Below are 2,497 nucleotides of genomic sequence, written 5' to 3'. Positions count from 1 at the left end.
GCATAAGGCTGGATGATTCTCAACCCGGCAGATTTTGAGTCATTGGCACGTGTGGTTCTAGCGCGTTTCTCCTTGTATCGCTGTTTGAAATAATCTTCATAACAGGGATCAAAAGGTGTAGCTTCAGCTTTGATTTTCTTATGCCGTCGAATCAACGTTTCCTTGGCTTGCCTGAGATAAAGTGGCTTTTTATTACCCGATTTATCCTTAACAATGCAATAGAATCGCCAGTTATTATCTCCAACAGTAGTGAAGTACTTTTTCATGATCCACCAACGTCCTTTACGAGGATGTTTTCTGTATAGAGATTGTTTGAGCGCCATAAAAATTTCATGATCTAGCGTGCCAAATACTTTTGAAGAGACCACACTTCTGTAATAATTAGTCCAGCCAGTGATTTTCGGATTCAATAGATAGATTAATTTCTCTGTTGGAAGTGCAGCACCTTGTTTAATACAGCTTTTGATTTCTTTCGTAAATGCTAAAATACTCGCCTTAGATGGCTTAATCAGCAGTTTCTCATTCGGATATTTTCGAATGTTAAATCCAAGAAAATCAAAACCCTGTTGAACCTGGGTGATCTTGGTTTTCTCGCGGGAGAGTTCAAGTCCTACTTTCTTTAGACCTGCTTCTAATATTGGAATTACCTCATCACGTAGCAGTTGTTCGCTGGATGCAGTCACAATGAAATCGTCAGCGTAAGCGATCATATTGATCTTTTTCTTTTGACGAACTCTTTGTGTTTCTTTAGTATCCGTTAGCGTCTTTTCTAGGCCTGATAAGGCCATAACCGCCAGAGTTGGTGAGATAATGCCGCCTTGAGGCGTGCCTAAATCGGTTGGGTAAGTTGTTCCTTCCTCGACGTAACCTGATTTTAGAAATTTCTTGAGGATTACTTTATCCATCGGAATATTTTCCAATAACCAGTCATGGTCGATGCGATCAAAGCAAGATTTGATATCACCCTCTAATACCCAGTTAGCCGCATGTCTATTAGATAATGCGCAGAAGCATTGTTCTATTGCATCGTGAGCTGACCGTTTTGGCCTAAAACCGTAGGCGTTTATGTCAGCTCGTTCTTCTGCAATAGGCACCAAAGCCGCATGCCATAAGGCTTGCATTGCTCTACACTTCATTACTGGGATCGATAGTGGGCGTAACTTACCGGATTTCTTTGGGATATAAATTCTTCTCAAAGGAAGCGGTTTATATGCTTTTCTTGAGAGAGAACTTACTGCCAGCATTTTACTTTCGGGTGTTTTCCATGTGATGCCATCAGCACCGGGCGTTTTGGCTCCGATATTGCTAGTTACACGTTTTACGGCTAAACACTTTCCATAAAATGATGAGGTGAGCAGTCTTTGTAACGCTTTCACTTTACCGATTCTGCCTTCTCTTTCTGCCTTAGCGATACGCATTTGGAGACGAAATACATGCGCATTTATCGTTGACCAAGACAGATCTTGCCAAGATTGATGACGCTCTGCTGAGGATGCACCAGAAAATTGCTTCACCGTCATTTGCATTTCCCCATATTTAAGTTTCTCCAAATTATCTCGCTATTTTGAGCCAGTCCAAAGTGGGCTCACTTTCGTGCCAAGTGATTTACACTTGTATCCGATTCATTACAAATCGGCATTTGCTTTCTTGGACATCCTGTTTCTGCAAAGCATTCATGCACCTTACGATGCACTTACCTTTATTGCTAAAGGAACTTTACAGAGTTGCCACGTTCCGCCAATAGAGCATATAGACTTAGTCGCCTGCTGTAGACCGGAAGGTATTGTTGACGACGAGGAATTTGCCCCACGGATTCCTCCTCCCTTCAGTGACTATGGTTTGACAGTCGTTTTCCATAGTTGGAGATGACGGTCTTTTAATGCAGGTTCAGATGTCTTCGGCATATCTATTACCTAGCGCTTACCCGGTTACGACTTCCAGGAGAATCCGCCACTCGCGTTTTAGATCCCGCGCATTTGCGCTTTGCCTCATTGTCCGATCCGCTCTTTATTCAGGATCGTAGGTTCATCCAGCCGTATGGATGGTGGTGTTTTCTTTCGAGTACCACAGCTCTATTTGGCGACCTCGTGTCGCACTGGGTTTTCTTCCCAGCGAATCATCAGTTACTTGCATCGATGGTGTCTGTGGTGGGTGAGAACAGCAGCACACTGGTTATACTAGGACTTGCTTTTATGGTTTTTGGATTCATGCTGGGATGAGCATGTGGCGGCTTGCGCCGCCAAGCTTCTTCATCGACATGCAGTCAACTCGGTCACATCGGAACAACATGGTGGTGATAATCCAAGCTCGCTTGTTCTTCAAGTTGTGATTTGAGATCGATAAAATCTTTTGTTCTTACTTTACATAATGCCGCCATGGCATCCAAATCGAGGGTATTTTCGAAATCAGAATGCGTTTTAGTGATTGTTTTTCCATTAAGCCTATAAGTGACTCCGTCCGTGTTCACTTTGTTGTATTGAGCAATCAATCGTGTCAA

At 43.0% G+C, this 2,497-nt stretch carries 1 protein-coding gene and 1 pseudogene; both read right to left on the bottom strand.

The features are described from left to right. On the bottom strand, positions 1-1,520 hold a 1,520-nt coding region (ltrA, locus tag OK13_RS13530), incomplete at its 3' end, for a group II intron reverse transcriptase/maturase (protein ID WP_152571710.1). Positions 1,521-2,272: 752 nt separating this feature from the next. After that, positions 2,273-2,497 (bottom strand): annotated as a pseudogene (locus OK13_RS13520) (hypothetical protein); the annotation flags it as partial.

Origin of the sequence: Legionella norrlandica (assembly GCF_000770585.1) — a bacterium.
Classification (GTDB): Bacteria; Pseudomonadota; Gammaproteobacteria; order Legionellales; family Legionellaceae; genus Legionella; species Legionella norrlandica.
This window is presented reverse-complemented; position numbering and strand designations above follow the sequence as displayed.